Consider the following 16,204-nt stretch of genomic DNA (forward strand, 5'->3'; position numbering starts at 1 on the left):
CAAACTAGGCAGGAGCAGACAGGATGGCAGCGAGCTGCTCAAAGCAGTGCTTTGAGGTTGCGGATAAAGCTTCCGAGAGGAAGTGTCAAAAGTGCTGCTGATGAGGCTGAGACAGACTCCCATGATGGCTGCGTCCTCACCCACAGAGGGATGGATCTTTGGGAAGATACTGTATAAAAGTCCTTCAGTCTCGCTTTGTTTTAGTAAAAAACTCTTAACGCGGTAGCTGATTGCTCAAAAGCTCCAGTGGAGGTTTTGAGGTTATAGATAGAGCGTCCGAGAGGAAGCAACAAAAGCACTGCTTTGAGGTTATGGATGAAACATCCGTTAGGATGTGTCAAGACCGTTCGTCTTTTAGACTCCAAAAAGCTCCTAATCATCCTCGCGGGGCTGGGACGACGAACTAAATTTTTAAAAAATTTAGTTCTGTCCCACCGCCCTACTCCACAACCTTTCTACCTCACTATCTCGTTTCTAGGTTCGGGCTGAAAAGGTTCCCCAAACCTTTTCACTCCCTAGGACTGTTTTGACACAAACTGCGTTTGTTTTATTCCCAACCTCTCACAGTCCCCCGGACTGTGAGAGCAAGGCGAGTTAACGACGGAATAAAAGATAAACGAAATGACGATGGCTGTCCTTCTGCCCCTCTCTTCACTCCTCTGCTTCATTGGTCTCTTTGGACGCCTGCGCCGCAAAAAACTGAGCCGCAGCGACAGCCCGCTGCCAGCCTTGGTAGAGCTCTTCTCTGCGCTGAGCGTCCATCTGCGGCTCGAACCTCCGGCCGACAGCATTGAGACTTTTCAGCTCCTCCAAGTCCTGCCAATAGCCAGCGGCAAGACCCGCCAGAAAAGCCGCTCCCAGAGCAGTTGTTTCCAAATTCTGGGCTCGGGCAATCTCAATCCCCAAAATATCTGCCTGAAACTGCATCAGATAGTGATTCATGGCAGCTCCGCCGTCCACTTTTAACAGCCGAATCGGTGTCCCGGTGTCCTTTTCCATAGTATCAATAATATCCCGCACCTGATAAGCAATAGACTGCAGGGTTGCCTTGATAAAATCTTCCTTGGAAGTTCCCCGGGTCAGACCAAATACCGCTCCTCTGGCCTCCTGATCCCAGTAAGGAGCGCCCAGCCCTGTGAAGGCAGGCACTACATAGACTTCATCGGCATTTTGAGAATGCTGGGCATAGCTCTCAGATTCCGCCGCAGAGTCCAAGAGGCGCAGACCGTCCCGCAGCCACTGGACAGCACTGCCCGCGATGAAAATGGAGCCTTCCAAGGCATAGGTAATCTTGCCGTCAATGCCATAGCCAATCGTTGTCAGCAGGTTATTCTGAGACAGGCTGGCATCTGCTCCTGTATTCATAATGATAAAAGAGCCTGTTCCGTAAGTATTTTTGACCATGCCCGGCTCAAAGGCCAGCTGGCCGAAAAGAGCGGCCTGCTGATCTCCAGCCATTCCCGCAATCGCTGCCTGCCCGCCGTAGAAATGATAGGGCTTGGTATAGCCGTAGATTTCTGAATTGGAGCGGACCTCCGGCAGCATGGCCGCAGGTATCCGGAGAATGTCTAAAATTTCCTCATCCCATTTTAAATCCCTGATGTTATAAAGCATCGTGCGGGCTGCATTGGAATAATCGGTCACATGAACAGCGCCGTCTGTTAGCTTCCAAACCAGCCAGGAATCAATGGTACCAAAGAGCAGTTCCCCCTTCTCCGCCCTTTCCTGAGCGCCTTCCACATGGTCTAAAATCCAGCGGACCTTGGTCGCTGAAAAATAAGCATCAATGACCAAACCGGTCTTCTGATGAAAGAGCTCCGTATAGCCTTCTTTCTTCAGCTGCTCTGCCAGCGGCGCTGTCTGCCGTGACTGCCAGACGATCGCATTGTAGATTGGAAGACCGCTTTCCTTGTCCCAGACCACTGCTGTTTCCCGCTGATTGGTAATCCCAATAGCCTCAATCTGACTGGGCTTGATGCCGCTTTCGATAAAGACATTGGCGATGACTGACTGCACCGAATTCCAGATTTCATTGGCATTGTGCTCCACCCAGCCCGGCTCCGGAAAAATCTGCCTGAATTCCTTCTGACTGGCGCAGACCTGCTGACCTGCATGATTAAAAATAATCGCTCTAGAACTGGTCGTTCCCTGATCAATCGCCATGATATAGTTTTCCTGCGGCATAAAAAAACCTCCATTCTGTCTTTGTTTCTATTATACAAAATAAAGCGTTTTCTTTCTATGCTTTTTGACCATTTTGTGAGGAAATCACAAAAAGAATGCCAACCTCCAAATTCTTTGTCCGTTCAGCACTCTTTCCGTGTCTTATTTCAAAATGTTACTCAAAAGATACCGGCCGTCTTCCTGACGGATAAAAATCAGATTCAGTTCCTTGCTGGAGGAAGTTTCGTAGTTTATCTGCATCTCTGGCGCCAATTCACCATCTCCAAAAACTGAGATACTTCTATATTCCGGAAACTCTTTGACTAGCTCCGTAAAGGAAGAGCCCCCTTCGCCTGTTTCCTTATCGCCTGTCTTTAACTTCTCTGTAATCTGATCAGATACTTTCCGATCATAATCATCACTGCCGGGCATAGCATGCATGCCATTGAGACGATAGACACCATCCTCGTCTTTTACAAAGGTAAGGCTGGTATAGCCAGAATCAGGCAGCCAAGACAAAGACAGCCCTTCTTCTTGAAAAGTCACATTGCTAGCCAAGCCAAATTGTTCAATAACCTGATCAGGAGTCAGCCCATCATCATCTATATGATGGAAGTTCAGTTTTTCAAAATCTTTCATTTTCCATTCATATACATCATCTTCAGACTGGGCTACATAGGCAGCAAAGTTGGTTTGCTGGCCTTTTCGTACATTTTTCGTCGACACAAGCTGTGTACTTCCGCCGCTCATAAAATCATTTAGGAAATAGCCGCCCAGACCTCCTAGAAATAGTCCTGCTGCCAGACCGATTCCTAAAAATCCTATCCATTTCCCTGTCTGGTTTTTCTGCGGTTTTTGGCCCAGTTGGTCAGAAAAATTGGCAGTTTGCTGCAGACCAGCATCGTTTTGCCCAGCCGGATTGAAGCCTGGAGACGGGGACTCTTGAAAGGGCGCCTGCGGCCAACCATTCTGCTGAGGCGTTTGAGTATAGAACGCTTCAACTGTTGGCTGCTGAGCACCAAAATCTTGATTCGTATTCATCATCTCTGGCCCTCCAACTGCTGCTTGAGGAGGTTGACTCCCTACTGAAGCGGCTGAAAATTGCCCTGTTTCTGACATCTGGGGCTGCGGCGGATTTGGAGCCGCTCCATCCAGTGATGCTTCTTGTGCTTTGTTTTGTTCTGTCATTGGTTCTCCTTTTTGCTGTTTATTTTGCAAGAGCAGCAGACAAGAGATAGTTCCCATCCTCCTGCTGAATGAAAGTCAATTTATAGCTGCCGCCATTAGGAGCTGCATACACAGCCTCCATGATGGTTCGGCTAGTCTTCTCCTTAAAATCTTCATCGACATAGATATAGATGTTCTGCAGACTGCCATATTCCTTAAAAACATCCTTATAGGAAACACCGTCTTTACCAGTCTTTGCATCGCCTTTTTTCAGTTTTTCAAAATAATCCGTCGCCATCGCTTCATCCTCAGCATTATGACTGCTTCCTACAAAACGAATGTCATACATATGAAGGCTGTTCAGATAGAAGGCCTCTTTTTTCTTATCAAAATCCAGAGAAACAGATTGGTCCGTATAATAAATCGGCCATTCTTCTTCCTCATCATAGCTTTGGAGCGTCCCCCACTCTAAATCCATCTCATCGTTAGAGAAATCCCCTTTTAAAGCCTTACCGTATTTATCCAGAATATCCTCTATAGGAGTCCCATTAGCATCTGTCTGCACAGTATTAAACCGCAAATCTGCCAAATCGTCAATATTCCAGTTAAATGCAGCCTCATCTGGATCAATGTACTGGTCTGATTGATCTCTCTTTGACGGCCCAGCATCCGCCAAGGGCCGCAGCTCAGGATATTCTCCTTTGATAACATCCGCTGTTCCCATGCCATAGCCCCATACTCCTCCGCCGATTAGTCCAATGCAAAGAGAAAGCAGGACTGCACCTATCAGGATTCCCTTCCATAGCTTATTCTTGGCCAAAGGCGGAGTTGGTCCCTGCGGGCTTGAAACATGGTCTTGCGGAGATTGAAAATGATGCGGTCCCCCCTCTTGCGACTGAGCATTTTTTGACGGATCAAAAGAATGCTGTGATTGCTTTTCTGTCAATCTTCCTTCCTCCTTACTTATTTTTTAAATTGTAGCAGTAAAAACGGTCTCAGCGAGACTTTGAAACAGTAACCGGAAAACCTATTCTTAATCAGCTCCGATATATAAAAAGCTCCCGTCTCTCTGTCCTAAGAAAACCAGATGCTGATAGCCATCTTCCGTCTTGTAAGTCGCCGCAGCCATCAAACGGTTGGAGACAATCTTATTATCCACATCGCGCTCGGTTGTGATGACAATCTCTGATGGAACCGGATGCTTCTGCAGAACTTCTGACAAGGCCGTTCCTCCTTTCCCGGTCTCCTTATCCCCTGTCTGCAATCGCTCCAAATCTTCTTGGGAAAGCTCGCTCCAATCTGTCGTTTCCTTCTCTTTTCTATATTCCTTGAAAGAGTCTCCCACTGTCACCTGCCTCAGATAGTAATTCTGATCTACTTCGTCGAATTGAAAATAGATATTTTGCTCCTTGTCTCTGACAGAAGAAGCCCAGCGGAGTATCAGCTGATTGCCATCATATTCGGCTGAGCTGGCCAACCCGTATGCTGCAACAATTTGATCTGCCGTCAAGCCTAAGCCATCATCATTCGTATAGCTCAACAACCCCAAATCTTTCAAGGTCCATGTGAACTGCACTGACTGACCATCCGTAATAAATCCCTTGTCTTTTTCCTTGGCTTCTTCCTGCGCCTTAGTCAAGCGTTTAATGCGTTGGATGTCCTTATCTGTCTGCGCTTGCTTGCCGATCAAATAAGCTGAACCGCTGCCGATCAAAAGGCCAATGATGAGAGCAAAAACTGAACCCCCTATGACTGTTCCGATATTGCCCTTCTTATCAGGCAGCCCTTGCGGCTGAATCTGCTGGAAATTCCCTTGCAATGGCTGGCTGGTTTCATGCTCTTGCCAACCCCCTTGCACTTGACCTTGTCCGTCTTTTTCTGACATGGTTTTCTCCTTGTAAATTTTGTTGATTTGCCACATTGCAAAAACATTGAAATAAGATGACAAATTTTACAGTATTATAACATAAATTTTTCTTCCAATCAAAAAACCTCCCCGAAGGAAGGTCTTGTCTTGCATGATTACAGGCGGGCATTCAGCTCTTTGCTCAGGTCTTCAAAGCCCGGTTTGCCAAGCAGGGCAAACATATTCTTCTTGTAGGCTTCTACACCAGGCTGGTCAAATGGATTGATGCCATTCAGGTAGCCTGAAAGGGCAATCGCCAGCTCAAAGAAGTAGATCGTATAGCCCAGCGTGAACGCATTCTGCTCTGGCAGTGTGACGAACATATTAGGCACATCACCGTCTGTATGGGCCAGCAGCACGCCATCTGTGGCCTTCTTGTTGACAAAATCTACATCTTTTCCTTGTAGGTAGCCCAAACCGTCCAGGTCCTCTGCCAGTTCAGGAATCAGCACATTCTTGCGCGGTTTATCAACACGAACAACTGTTTCAAACATGATACGGGCACCTTCTTGGATAAATTGGCCCAGAGAGTGCAGGTCCGTTGAAAAGTTGGCTGAGGTTGGGTAAATCCCTTTTTGGTCTTTGCCTTCTGACTCACCGGCCAGCTGCTTCCACCATTCACTGAAATACTGCAGGGACGGCTCGTAGTTGACCAAAATCTCTGTCGCATAGCCCTTGCGGTAAAGGATATTGCGCAGAGCCGCATATTGATAGGCTTCATTATCCGAAATTTTGTCAGAAGTGTAAGCCTTGCGGGCAGCGTTGGCACCTTCCATGAGCTTGGTGATATCAGCACCGGAAGCTGCGATTGGCAAGAGGCCTACCGCTGTCAGCACTGAGAAACGGCCGCCGACATCATCCGGCACAACAAAGGTAGCCCAGCCATTGGCATCAGCTTCCACTTTAACTGCCCCCTTGACACGGTCTGTCGTTGCATAAATCCGCTTGTTAGCTTCTTCCTGACCATATTTCTTAAGCAAGAGTTCCTTAAAGACACGAAAAGCAATAGCCGGTTCTGTCGTCGTTCCTGACTTGGAAATCACATTGACAGAGAAGTCCTTGTCCGCCACATATTCCACCAAATCAGCCAAATAGGTTGACGAGATTGAGTTGCCGGCATACAGAATCTGCGGCGCCTTGCGTTCTTCCTTGCTCTGCAGATTCACAAAGGAATGATTCAAAAAGTCAATGGCTGCTTTCGCTCCCAGATAAGATCCGCCGATACCAATCACGACCAAGACATCGCTGTCTGACTTGATTTGCTCCGCCGCCTGCAGGATACGGGCAAACTCTTCCTTATCATAATTTTCAGGAAGGTCCAGCCAGCCGCGGAAATCTGCTCCCGCTCCGGTTCCTTTGCGCAGTAATTCATCAGCAGCAGTCACCTGAGACTGCATGTATTCTACTTCATGAGGTGCCACAAACTTGCCCAGCACCTTGGAGTAGTCAAATTTAATATGTGTCATGTTCATCCTCCATTATTTCTTCTCTTTTATGATAACGCTTTAAAGACAAATACGCAAGTAGTTTTACCATTTTAAAACGTTTACATTTATCTCCCTGCTCTATTTTAAAGACAGCCTTCAAAGCAGAGCAGGCTTAGACGCAATCGTTTGCATTCGGCTGCCAATCTGTAAAAAAGCATTCTCTTTCTCTGCAACTCCGCAGGAAACAGTAAGAAAAAACTCCCGAGAAGGCTGGGAGGCTGTACTATAACGTATCTGCGTCCTTGGGACTGGATTCGTCAAGAGCTCCGTACCCACGCCGACCAGCGGCTGGGCATCCATATCTCTAAGCTCGACGTCACTCTTTGAGTTAGTCTCGCTAAGAGATATAGAAAAAGAGCACACAGTTTACTTCGCTTAGGGCTGCTGGATTCCTCCCCTGACCCGCTTCACGCAAAACTGTTGCTCCATTAATCAGTATAACACAAACTTTCTCAAAACTCTAGACATTTACTCACTTTTTTTCCGGCGGTTTCTGAAAAAATTCTGCATCACAGCAGCGCAGTCTTCCTCTAAAAGCCCGCTTTCCACCTCAACCCGGTGATTGAGCCGCTCATCAGTCAAGATGTCGTAGAGGCTGCCGGCAGCACCGAATTTCTGATTTTTGGCACCATAGACAACCCGAGGGATTCGGGCCAGACCGATAGCCCCGCTGCACATGACACAGGGCTCAATGGTGACAAAGAGCGTGGTATCCAGCAGACGCCAGCTCTGCTCATGCTGATTGGCCTCTTCAATGGCCATGATTTCCGCATGCATGACCGCCCGCTGCAGTTCCTCTCGGGCATTGTGGCCGCGGCCGATAATATCGCCGTCCCTGACCAGGACACAGCCGATGGGAATTTCATCATGTGCCAGAGCGATTTCTGCCTCTTTCAGAGCTTCCCTCATAAAAAATTCTTTTTCTTCCTGACTGTAGTCCATGATCCCTTTTCCCTTTCCACTCTTCCTCTCCATTATAACATGCCTTCAGGCAAAACAAAAGCCACCGCTGGGGTGGCCTTCAGGAGATTATTATGAAAAAGTTTTAGGATTTCTAAACAAAGTTAGGAGATCTTTGTTTATGATTTCATTATAAAGAACCCGACTTAAAAGAAACTTAAGAGCCGTTTTTTTAAAAGGTTGATTTTGCCCAGACGCTAAAGGCTTGCAAAGACAAAGGCTGACAGCAGGACAGACTCCCATATGCTGTCTGCCAGCCACCGCCTTGCTGCCTATCATTTTCTTATTTCCAGACGATAGCTGGAACTTTCCCTGCTTTTCAATTTCTGGACAGGGCTAAAAGGGTTCCCCGAACCTTTTTATGCTCCCAGACCAGTTCACTGCTAGAAGCAAACGAAAGGGCTATACGGTATCAGACTCATCTATTACAGGCTGGACCAAACACTTTCCAGGATATTGGTCTGTTCCCGACCGGGACCGACTGAGAAAGTTGAGATACGGACACCGACCAGCTCACTGACACGGCGGACATAGTTGCGGGCATTTTCAGGAAGGTCCTCTAAACTGCGGACACCAGTGATGTCCTCCTGCCAGCCCGGCAGCTCTTCATAGATCGGCCTGCAGCGTTTAAGCTGCTCCAGACTCGCCGGATAATGATCGATGCGCTGACCGTCAAGGTCATAAGCTACACAGATCTTCACCGTATCCAGACCGGTCAGAACATCAATCGAATTGAGGGAGAGATTGGTAATCCCTGATACCCGGCGGCTATGGCGCATGACCACTGAGTCAAACCAGCCAACCCGGCGCGGACGGCCAGTCGTGGTACCATATTCATGACCCACATCGCGAATCCGGTCGCCAATCTCGTCAAAGAGTTCCGTCGGAAAGGGACCATCGCCGACCCGGCTGGTGTAGGCCTTGCAGACGCCGACAACCTTGTCAATCTTGCTGGGCCCGACACCGGAGCCAATGGTCACACCGCCGGCTACCGGATTAGAAGACGTTACAAAAGGATAGGTTCCTTGATCAATATCCAGCATGACCCCTTGAGCCCCCTCAAAGAGCACGCGCTTGCCATGGTCCAAAGCATCATTGAGAATGACGGAAGTGTCAGTCACATACTGCTTAATCTGCTGACCGTAAGCGTAATATTCCTCAAAAATATCCTCAACACTCATCGCCCGGCTGTCATAGAGCTTTTCAAAGAGACGGTTTTTCTCAGCCAGATTGCGCTCCAAGCGCTCTCTGAAAATGTCTCTATCCAAAAGATCAGCAATGCGAATCCCTACACGCGCAGCCTTGTCCATGTAAGCCGGTCCAATCCCCTTGATGGTGGTACCGATCTTATGTTCGCCCTTGGCTTCTTCCTGCAGGCGGTCCAGCTCAATATGATAAGGCAGAATGACATGCGCCCTATCTGAAATACGGAGATTATCGGTGGTAATGCCTTCTCCATGCAGATAAGCCAGCTCTTTTACAAGAGACTTAGGATTGACAACCATACCGTTTCCGATGACAGAGATTTTTTCCGGGAAGAAAATCCCTGACGGGATTAGGTGCAGCTTGTACTTTTTGCCGTCAATGACAATGGTGTGGCCGGCATTGTCTCCGCCTTGATAGCGGGCAATGACTTCCGCATTGGCAGAGAGAAAATCGGTAATCTTTCCCTTGCCTTCATCTCCCCACTGGGTTCCTACAACAACTACTGATGTCATATCTTTGTCTGAGCCTCTACTCAGACTATTTTAAATTCAGACTGGCTGCAGGCTGCAGCTCAGGCAGTGAATTCAAATAGAAAGAGTAAGAAACAGCTCTTCCTTTCTTGCATCTATGGCAGGAATCTCACCTGCGGTATATCTTACACTTCATTATAAGAAAAAATGAGTTTTTTTTCAAGGTTGGGCAGATTTTTGATTTGGTTTTTCTTTTTTGAAAAGGGTTTAATTGCTGCAAATCTCTTATTTTCCCGAAACAAAGCAGAGTATAGGCCGAAAAGGTTCGGAAATTTCCTAAAAACGTAGCAGATAGTTGTTTTCTGGCTGTTTTTGTAATAGACTAATTTTATCATAGCAGGGATGGAGAAAACCGATGACCATTGACCATTTATTAGAAAAACTAGATGCAGCAAGTCCGATTCTGCAGGCAACCTTCGGCCTTGAAAGAGAGAGCCTGCGGGTGACAGCAGAGGGAAGTCTGGCTCAGACAGACCATCCGCAGATCTTGGGCTCCCGCAACTACCACCCGACCATCCAGACTGACTTCAGCGAGCAGCAGCTGGAGCTGATCACCCCTGTCGCCCACTCAGCCAGTGAAGCGCGGCGCCTGCTGGGAGCCATCACAGACGTAGCCGAGCGCTCCATCGACCCCAATGAGCGACTCTGGCCGCTCTCCATGCCGCCCCGGCTGACAGAGGAAGAGATTGTCATCGCCCGGCTGGAAAATGAATACGAACACCATTACCGGGAAGGGCTGGCCGCCAAATACGGCAAACGTCTGCAGGCGATCTCAGGCATTCATTACAATATAGAGCTGGGCAAGGACTTAGTGGCGGCTCTCTTTGCCGTCAGCGGCTATGCTTCCCTCCGAGATTTTAAAAACGATCTCTATCTCAAGCTGGCCCGCAACTTTCTGCGCTTCCGCTGGCTGCTGACCTATCTCTACGGAGCAGCCCCCTTAGCGGAGGCTGGTTTCTATGACCAGGACATTCCCCAGCCCATTCGCTCTTTTCGCAACAGCGACTATGGCTATGTCAATGATCCCCACATCCATGTTTCCTACGCTTCTCTGGAACAGTATGCCGCGGATATTGAAGGCTATGTTCAGGCAGGCGACCTGAGTGCGGAGAAGGAATTTTACTCTGCTGTCCGTTTCCGCGGGCAGAAGCACAACCGCAGCTATCTGGACAAGGGTGTGACTTATCTGGAATTTCGCTGCTTTGATCTCAATCCCTTTGATGCTTTGGGAATCAGTCAGGAAACTCTGGATAGTGTCCATCTCTTTCTTCTAGCCCTGCTGTGGCTGGAGGATGTCAAGGAGGCAGACGAAAGCTTAGAAGCTGCGCACGCTCTCAACCAACGGGTTGCCTGCAGCCATCCGCTGACTCCTCTGCCGGACGAGGCCGACAGCTCTGCTCTTATCCAAGCCATGGAGGCTCTTATCTGCCACTTTGACCTCCCCGTCTACTACAGTCAGCTGCTCCAAAACATCAAAGCAGCTCTGCTGGACCCTAGGCAGACCCTGTCCGGCCGGCTTCTGCCTTACATAAAAAATAATTCTTTAGAAGAGTTTGGCTTGGCGAAAGCGGAGCAATTCCACGATGATGCCTGGATAGCTCCTTATGCTCTTAAAGGCTATGAAAACATGGAACTATCCACCCAAATGCTGCTCTTTGACGCCATTCAGAAGGGGCTGAATGTTGAGATTTTAGATGAAAATGACCAATTCCTCAAACTCTGGCGGGGAAATCATGTAGAATTTGTCAAAAACGGCAACATGACTTCCAAAGATAACTATGTCATCCCGCTGGCTATGGCCAATAAAACCGTGACCAAGAAAATCTTAGCAGCAGCTGATTTTCCAGTGCCTGCCGGAGCGGAATTCTCCAGCATAGAGGAGGGCTTGGCCTACTATCCGCTTATCAAAGGCCGGCAGATTGTTGTCAAACCTAAGTCCACCAACTTCGGTCTAGGCATTTCTATCTTCCAAGAACCGGCCAGCCGGGAAAGCTACCGGAAAGCTCTGGAAATCGCCTTTGCAGAAGACAGGGCCGTTTTGGTAGAGGAATTTATCCCAGGAACCGAGTATCGATTCTTTATCCTAGATGGCTGCTGTGAAGCGGTCCTTCTGCGTGTAGCAGCCAACGTAATCGGAGACGGTCGGCATACGGTGCGAGAGCTGGTTGCTATTAAAAATGACAACCCCCTGCGCGGCCGTGACCACCGTTCTCCCTTAGAAATCATCGAACTGGGAGACATTGAACTGCTCATGCTGGACCAGCAGGGCTATGGACCTGACCATATCCTGCCAGCTGGTGTCAAGGTGGAGCTGCGCCGCAACTCCAATATCTCGACTGGGGGAGATTCCATCGATGTGACCGAAAGCATGCACCCTTCCTACAAGCAGCTGGCCGCAGATATGGCCAAAGCCATAGGGGCCTGGGTCTGCGGTGTAGATTTGATTATCCCGGACTGCACCCTTCCCTCTACCCAGGAAAAGCCCAACTGCACCTGCATTGAGCTCAATTTTAACCCCTCCATGTATATGCACACCTACTGCGCTCAGGGACCGGGTCAGCCCATCACACCGAAAATACTGGCCAAACTCTTTCCGGAGCTGGAGTAATCTAGGCTTTTCGTGCTAAGCAGCAAAGCACCGACCGTCCCGGCGGAACCAAACCGAACTAGAAAGATAAACGAACCAGCCGACCTTTCTTTCACAGCCAGCTGTTCCATCCAGAACTTTCTCTATTAAAAAATCGCAGCACAAAACGGCTGCGATTTTTGTCTGCATGTATACTCAAGGAAGAGCGGCAGAAAACTAGAATCAGGCTAAAAAGATTCTCCTAACCTTCCCTGCTTTGCTATTTTTAGCCCCCAAGGCTGTTGGAACTAGCGGTTTGAAGAGATTGTCAAAGAGCATGCGGTTTTTTTACAGTGCTCCTACAATTCGATGGGGGACATAGGCTTCATCCAAGTAAGCCATGTCTGCTGCTGTCAGGGTCAGGTCAAAGGCCCCGGCGAAATCATCCAGATACCTTTCCTTGGTGACACCGACAATGGGCGAATCAATCCCTTTTTGCCAGAGCCAAGCCAAGGCTACCTGCGCCCGCGTGCGGCCGCAGCGCTCGGCTACTTGAGCGACCCGCTCGACAATCAGACGGTCCTGCTCCTCGGTGCTGTCATACTTGGACTTAGCTGTTTCATCGGTGCGGCTTCTGGCTGTATCTGCCGTCCAGTCGCGGACCACCCGGCCAGCGGCAAAAGGACTGTAGGGAGCCAGACCGACACCGGAGTCTTTGCAGAAAGGAATCATTTCCCGCTCATCTTCCCGGTAGAGAAGATTATAGTGATTCTGCATGACGGAAAATTTGGTCCAGCCGTTCTTTTCAGCGGCATACTGAGCCTTTTGGAACTGCCAGGCATACATGGCAGAAGCTCCTAAATAGCGGACCCTGCCAGAGCGGACCAAGTCATGGAGGGCAGCCATTGTTTCCTCAATCGGCGTCTGGTAATCCCAGCGGTGAATATAGAGCAGGTCGATATAGTCCAGCCCCAGCCGTTCCAGACTGGCATTGACCTGACTGAAAATTGCCTTGCGGGACAGTCCCCTCGTATTTCGGCCTTCGTGCTGACCGTCACCAAAGAAAAGCTTGGTGGCAATAACGACCTCCTCCCGGTCGGCAAAGTCACGGATAGCCCGCCCGAGGTACTCCTCACTGCTGCCGGCCGCGTAGACATTGGCCGTATCAAAGAAGTTCACGCCCATATCCAGCGCTTTTTTAATAATCTGCCGGCTTTTTTCCTCATCCAAGAGCCAGCCTGAGTGAAACCCTCGGCTGGCATCGCCGAAACTCATACAGCCCAGACAGATTTTCGAAACGTCGAGGCCGGTTTGGCCTAATCTTGTATATTCCATGATGATTCCTCCATTAGCCTGTGCTATTCCCAGATTTCCTTTGCCTTGGTCAAAGCCGACCAAGCCTTGGGCCAGCCCATATAAAAGGCAGCATGGGTGATAATTTCTGCGATTTCGTCTTTGCTGACTCCATTTTCTTTGGCCTTCGTCAAATGAAATGCCAGCTGCTCAAAATTGCCCGCCGTCATCAGCACCGTGACGGTGACAATGGAGCGGATTTTAGGGGACAATTCTGCCTCTCTGGACCAGACCTGCCCAAAAAGCACATCGTCATTCAAGGCTGCAAATGCAGGAGCAAATTCTCCCAACAAATCACGACCGGCTGTTTGTTTTTCTGCCATTTCCTGTCTCCTTATAAACCATGATCTCTATGAGCCGACTCATAAATGTCATCTGTCACTGCTTCAAAGAACTCACTGGCTCCAGCAGTGATAGCAATATGCTCAAACCAAGCATCTTTAACAGCACCGTGCCAGTGCTTGACTCCTTTATCCGTCACCACAACATCCCCGGCCTGCAGCAGCCGCGCAGCTTTTCCCTCCTCTTGGTAAAGCCCCTGTCCGCCTAAAACCAGAAGGATCTGATAGCCCTCTGTATGAACATGCCAATGATTGCGGCAGCCCGGCTCAAAGGTCACATTGGCAACTCCTGTACGGCCGCCGGGCGCTTGGGCTAATACAGCCAGATAAGACCGGCCCGTAAAGACATCCTGGTAAGCCTCATTTTCCTCTCCAACCGGAAAAATAATCCCCTGTTGCACTTCTTCAAACTGCGCCATTAGTCTGCCTCTCTTTCTGTAAATAATTCTCGCTCTCTGGGAACCACCTTATTTTCATAATTCTCAATCTTATAGTTCAGCCGATTGAGAGCAGCCTGCAGGGTTCCCAGCCGTCCCTCCAGCTTATCCTTTTCATCCTGCAGGATAGACAGTCTGGCCGGAATGCTCTCATCCCCCTTGTCCAGAAGCTTGATATAGTCAATCAGGCTTTCAACAGACATGCCGGCTGTTTTAAAAAGGCGGACAAACTCCAGCACCTCGATCTCGTGCTGGCTGAAATCCCGGATTCCTGCAGCATTTCGCGTCACCGGCGGAATCAGTCCAATCCGCTCATAATAGCGAATCGTGTCCGCACTGATACCGGTTCGTTCACTTACTTTTTTTATGTTCATCTTTTCCTCCTATTTTTCTGGCTGCAGCGGTCCGTAAAAATACGAAGCTGTCGCGACGCCATCGATCAAAAAGGTAGAGTCCATTATACATGGGCCGCGCTCGCCAAGCAGCAGTTCCGCCAGATTGGCAATTTCGTCTGTCGTTCCCGGACGTCCTGCGGGCGACTCTGCAAATATATTTTTATAAAAAATCTCCGCGAATGCCGCTCAACTCATCAACAGCCAGCGGCGTAACGACAATGCCCGGTGCAATGTCATTGATCCGAGCTCCTATTTTGCCTCATTCAACCGCCTCATACATGGTCCGCTTTTCATTGGCGCGCTTAGCCGGCTGATATGCGTGGAGACTATTTTCAATCTTATCAATATGCAGAAAATCCAAGCCCAGCAATTCATCTGCCGGTGTCATCTGGACCTCCTTTGTTGCAATCTGTATAAATCCATTATAAACCTTGGAGTGGACTCCAAGTCAAGCCCTTTTAGAAAAAAATCGTCTGCAAAATAAAGGAGCGGGAAAGAACGCCAAATAAAAGAGTTCGTCTTCCCACCCCTCACAGTTGATTCAGTCATCTTTGATGCTTCATACTCTTCGAAAATCCCTTCAAACCACGTCGCTTCTCAGAATGAGAGAAATGCTAAAACAAGCAGCTGTCCAGCAATTCTCTGTTGCGCAGCTGCTGGAGCCAAACCTGCGGAATAGCCTCCAGACCGTAGATAAGACCGGCTAAGCCGCCGGTCACAGAGGCTACCGTGTCGGTATCATCGCCCAGATTGACCGCTTTCAGGACTGCTTCCGAGTAAGCCGTAGTCTGCAGCAGGCACCAAAGAGCCGCCTCTAGAGTGTCCACTACATAGCCGCTGGAGCGAATAGCAGTCTGCGGCAGCCGGGCCAGCTCTTTTAAGCGGCTGAAAGCCGAACTGACTTGCAGACCAGTCAAAATTTGGGGCAAGTGCCGACCAGCCAGCAGCTGTCTGGCAATGTCTATATAAATCTGGCAGGCTTCTATCGAAAGAGCATGGGCATGGGTAATGCTGGAAACCGCCTGAATGTCAGCCCTATCAGCTGCTGTAAATGCCAAGGGCAGGATTCGCATCAGAGAGCCGTTGCCGTTGGAAAACACATCAGACAGGCCGTAGCCTAGCATCAGAGCCTGACGAGTTGCATGGCCCACATCAAAGGTCTGGCCATCTGCTGTATAGGCCCCCTCAAACAGCCAGCTCCTGAAACGCCGCTGCATGTCCGCTGGGTCAATGACTCCTCGATCCCTGATAGATGCACAGGTCGCTAGGACAAGACTGGTATCATCCGACCAAGTGCCAGCCGGCTGCTGGTGGCTGCCGTAGCCAACCATAGCGTCCGCCGTAAAACTGCCTCGCTCCCGAAACTCATAAGGCACCCCCAGAGCATCTGCCACAGCCAGGCCATAAACCGCTGCTTTTAAATATTGATTCATCATACGCCTCCCTCGTTTTACAGTCTTGTTCGGAAAGAGATGACGATTCTTCTTTTGACTTACCTTAGCCGTGAGGCGCAAAAGGCAGAATCTGCTGCTCTTTCTATTGAAACCCGCACATCGTTCGCTTCGGCCCGCTCTACCAGTCCGCCATCACTTGAGAAAAAAGATGGAAAGCCAGAATAGAATGAATAAAAAACGAACAGAGTTGAGTTTTTCCCTTTCGCAATGAATATCGTCTTTTAGTTTGCTTTTAATAG

Annotated in this window: 13 protein-coding genes, 1 other RNA gene and 1 pseudogene; 1 reads left to right on the forward strand and 14 read right to left on the reverse strand. The window is 49.2% G+C overall.

The window, feature by feature from the left end; translation table 11 throughout:
* Window positions 1–651: 651 nt before the first annotated feature.
* The 8 genes from glpK to DHL47_RS04820 form a co-directional block, all read right to left on the reverse strand.
* Window positions 652–2,184, reverse strand: a complete 1,533-nt coding sequence (gene glpK, locus DHL47_RS04785; protein ID WP_209551083.1) for a glycerol kinase GlpK — start codon at window positions 2,182–2,184, stop codon at window positions 652–654.
* A 141-nt stretch (window positions 2,185–2,325) separates the two neighbouring features.
* Complete coding sequence (locus DHL47_RS04790; RefSeq protein WP_209551084.1) at window positions 2,326–3,351, reverse strand: hypothetical protein; 1,026 nt, start codon at window positions 3,349–3,351, stop codon at window positions 2,326–2,328.
* A gap of 19 nt (window positions 3,352–3,370) precedes the next feature.
* Window positions 3,371–4,276 (reverse strand): hypothetical protein, encoded by a 906-nt coding sequence (locus DHL47_RS04795; RefSeq protein ID WP_245335550.1) that lies wholly within the window; start codon window positions 4,274–4,276, stop codon window positions 3,371–3,373.
* Window positions 4,277–4,363: 87 nt separating this feature from the next.
* The gene (locus tag DHL47_RS04800; RefSeq protein ID WP_209551085.1) at window positions 4,364–5,215 is read right to left on the reverse strand and encodes a hypothetical protein; all 852 of its coding nucleotides are present in this window, start codon (window positions 5,213–5,215) and stop codon (window positions 4,364–4,366) included.
* A 137-nt stretch (window positions 5,216–5,352) separates the two neighbouring features.
* Window positions 5,353–6,702 (reverse strand): glucose-6-phosphate isomerase, encoded by a 1,350-nt coding sequence (locus tag DHL47_RS04805; RefSeq protein WP_128834898.1) that lies wholly within the window; start codon window positions 6,700–6,702, stop codon window positions 5,353–5,355.
* A 367-nt stretch (window positions 6,703–7,069) separates the two neighbouring features.
* Window positions 7,070–7,155: signal recognition particle sRNA small type (gene ffs, locus DHL47_RS04810), an RNA gene on the reverse strand.
* A gap of 36 nt (window positions 7,156–7,191) precedes the next feature.
* Window positions 7,192–7,665, reverse strand: coding sequence for a tRNA adenosine(34) deaminase TadA (tadA, locus tag DHL47_RS04815; RefSeq protein WP_209551086.1), 474 nt, complete (start codon window positions 7,663–7,665; stop codon window positions 7,192–7,194).
* A gap of 443 nt (window positions 7,666–8,108) precedes the next feature.
* On the reverse strand, window positions 8,109–9,401 hold the full coding sequence (locus DHL47_RS04820) for an adenylosuccinate synthase (RefSeq protein WP_128834900.1): 1,293 nt from the start codon (window positions 9,399–9,401) through the stop codon (window positions 8,109–8,111).
* Window positions 9,402–9,774: 373 nt separating this feature from the next.
* Here DHL47_RS04820 and gshAB point away from each other — a divergent pair, with 373 nt between their 5' ends.
* The gene (gene gshAB / locus DHL47_RS04825) at window positions 9,775–12,027 is read left to right on the forward strand and encodes a bifunctional glutamate--cysteine ligase GshA/glutathione synthetase GshB (RefSeq protein WP_209551087.1); all 2,253 of its coding nucleotides are present in this window, start codon (window positions 9,775–9,777) and stop codon (window positions 12,025–12,027) included.
* Window positions 12,028–12,333: 306 nt separating this feature from the next.
* Here gshAB and DHL47_RS04830 read toward each other — a convergent pair whose 3' ends face one another.
* The 6 genes and pseudogenes from DHL47_RS04830 to DHL47_RS04850 form a co-directional block, all read right to left on the reverse strand.
* Window positions 12,334–13,320: an aldo/keto reductase gene (locus tag DHL47_RS04830; protein WP_128834902.1), complete on the reverse strand. Its 987-nt coding sequence runs from the start codon at window positions 13,318–13,320 to the stop codon at window positions 12,334–12,336.
* 23 nt (window positions 13,321–13,343) lie between these two features.
* Window positions 13,344–13,661: a carboxymuconolactone decarboxylase family protein gene (locus DHL47_RS04835; RefSeq protein WP_128834904.1), complete on the reverse strand. Its 318-nt coding sequence runs from the start codon at window positions 13,659–13,661 to the stop codon at window positions 13,344–13,346.
* An 11-nt stretch (window positions 13,662–13,672) separates the two neighbouring features.
* Window positions 13,673–14,098, reverse strand: coding sequence for a cupin domain-containing protein (locus DHL47_RS04840; protein ID WP_128834906.1), 426 nt, complete (start codon window positions 14,096–14,098; stop codon window positions 13,673–13,675).
* Window positions 14,098–14,490, reverse strand: coding sequence for a stress response transcriptional regulator NmlR (gene nmlR, locus DHL47_RS04845; RefSeq protein WP_209551088.1), 393 nt, complete (start codon window positions 14,488–14,490; stop codon window positions 14,098–14,100). The genes DHL47_RS04840 and nmlR overlap by 1 nt, the downstream gene beginning before the upstream one ends.
* A 9-nt stretch (window positions 14,491–14,499) precedes the next feature.
* A pseudogene (locus tag DHL47_RS13340) lies at window positions 14,500–14,899 on the reverse strand (SDR family oxidoreductase); the annotation flags it as partial.
* 226 nt (window positions 14,900–15,125) lie between these two features.
* On the reverse strand, window positions 15,126–15,944 hold the full coding sequence (locus tag DHL47_RS04850) for an ADP-ribosylglycohydrolase family protein (protein ID WP_209551123.1): 819 nt from the start codon (window positions 15,942–15,944) through the stop codon (window positions 15,126–15,128).
* Window positions 15,945–16,204 lie beyond the last annotated feature (260 nt).

Source organism: Streptococcus panodentis (assembly GCF_017884005.1).
GTDB lineage: Bacteria > Bacillota > Bacilli > Lactobacillales > Streptococcaceae > Streptococcus > Streptococcus panodentis.

Excerpts from the sequence above, each read along its gene's own strand:
- DHL47_RS04805 (WP_128834898.1), bottom strand. The coding sequence starts at position 6,702 with ATGACACATATTAAATTTGACTACTCCAAGGTGCTGGGCAAGTTTGTG.
- gshAB (WP_209551087.1), top strand. The coding sequence starts at position 9,775 with ATGACCATTGACCATTTATTAGAAAAACTAGATGCAGCAAGTCCGATT.
- glpK (WP_209551083.1), bottom strand. The coding sequence starts at position 2,184 with ATGCCGCAGGAAAACTATATCATGGCGATTGATCAGGGAACGACCAGT.
- tadA (WP_209551086.1), bottom strand. The coding sequence starts at position 7,665 with ATGGACTACAGTCAGGAAGAAAAAGAATTTTTTATGAGGGAAGCTCTG.
- DHL47_RS04835 (WP_128834904.1), bottom strand. The coding sequence starts at position 13,661 with ATGGCAGAAAAACAAACAGCCGGTCGTGATTTGTTGGGAGAATTTGCT.
- DHL47_RS04850 (WP_209551123.1), bottom strand. The coding sequence starts at position 15,944 with ATGAATCAATATTTAAAAGCAGCGGTTTATGGCCTGGCTGTGGCAGAT.
- DHL47_RS04820 (WP_128834900.1), bottom strand. The coding sequence starts at position 9,401 with ATGACATCAGTAGTTGTTGTAGGAACCCAGTGGGGAGATGAAGGCAAG.
- DHL47_RS04790 (WP_209551084.1), bottom strand. The coding sequence starts at position 3,351 with ATGACAGAACAAAACAAAGCACAAGAAGCATCACTGGATGGAGCGGCT.
- DHL47_RS04800 (WP_209551085.1), bottom strand. The coding sequence starts at position 5,215 with ATGTCAGAAAAAGACGGACAAGGTCAAGTGCAAGGGGGTTGGCAAGAG.
- DHL47_RS04830 (WP_128834902.1), bottom strand. The coding sequence starts at position 13,320 with ATGGAATATACAAGATTAGGCCAAACCGGCCTCGACGTTTCGAAAATC.
- DHL47_RS04840 (WP_128834906.1), bottom strand. The coding sequence starts at position 14,098 with ATGGCGCAGTTTGAAGAAGTGCAACAGGGGATTATTTTTCCGGTTGGA.
- nmlR (WP_209551088.1), bottom strand. The coding sequence starts at position 14,490 with ATGAACATAAAAAAAGTAAGTGAACGAACCGGTATCAGTGCGGACACG.